The sequence below is a fragment of the Tenacibaculum sp. AWR4_210 genome (genome assembly GCF_056160945.1).
This window is the reverse complement of sequence record NZ_JBSWYF010000035.1, coordinates 1-817: the sequence shown is the minus strand read 5'-3', so window position 1 is coordinate 817 and position 817 is coordinate 1. Positions and strand designations below refer to the sequence as shown.

General features: G+C 68.9%; 1 protein-coding gene. It reads left to right on the top strand.

The genetic code is table 11. The annotated features are described in order from the left end of the window. A partial coding sequence (locus ACXAG7_RS19890) for a GSCFA domain-containing protein (RefSeq protein ID WP_476667915.1) occupies positions 1–817 on the top strand: 817 nt, incomplete at both ends.

The window sequence follows — 817 nt, the reverse complement described above, 5'->3', positions numbered from 1 at the left end:
GATGAAGCTGGCCACCGCTGGCAGCTGTTTCGCCCAGCATATCTCGCGGCGGATCTCCGAGCTTGGGTTTCGGTATTTCGTGCCCGAGGATGGCGCTGACCTGCCGGAGCCAGAGCGGGCGGCGCGGCAGTTTGGGGTGTTCTCGGCGCGCTTCGGCAATCTCTACACGGTGCAGCAGCTTGGCCAGATCTTCGACGAGGCCGTCGAGGGCCGGGCGTTGGCCGAGCCCGCCTGGCAGCGGCCCGACGGGCGCTATGTCGATCCCTACCGGCCGCAGGTCGAGCCTACGGGCTATGACAGCCCCGATGCGGTGGCGGCGGCGCGGCGCGATCATCTGGCGGCGGTGCGCGAGATGTTCCTTGGCGCCGATGTCTTCGTCTTCACCCTCGGGCTGACCGAGGCCTGGCGGGTGCGCGGCGATGGCAGCGTGCTGCCGCTGGCGCCGGGGGTGGTGGCTGGCAGCTTCGATCCGGCGCGGCACGAATTCCACAATTTCAGCGTGGCCGAGACCAGCGCCGCGCTGAGCGACGTGCTGACCCGGCTGCGCGCGGTGAACCCCGGCGTGCGGGTGCTGCTGACCGTCTCGCCGGTGCCGCTCATCGCCACCTATGAGCCGCGCCATGTGCTGACCTCGACCTGCTACAGCAAGGCGGTGCTGCGGGTGGCGGCGCAGGAGGCCTGCGATCGCTTCGAGTTCGTCGATTACTTCCCGTCGTTCGAGATCATCACCGCCAGCGCCACCGGCGGGCTCTATTACGAGGCCGACCAGCGCGAGGTGAACCGGCTGGGGGTCGCACATGCCATGCGTTGCTTTGTG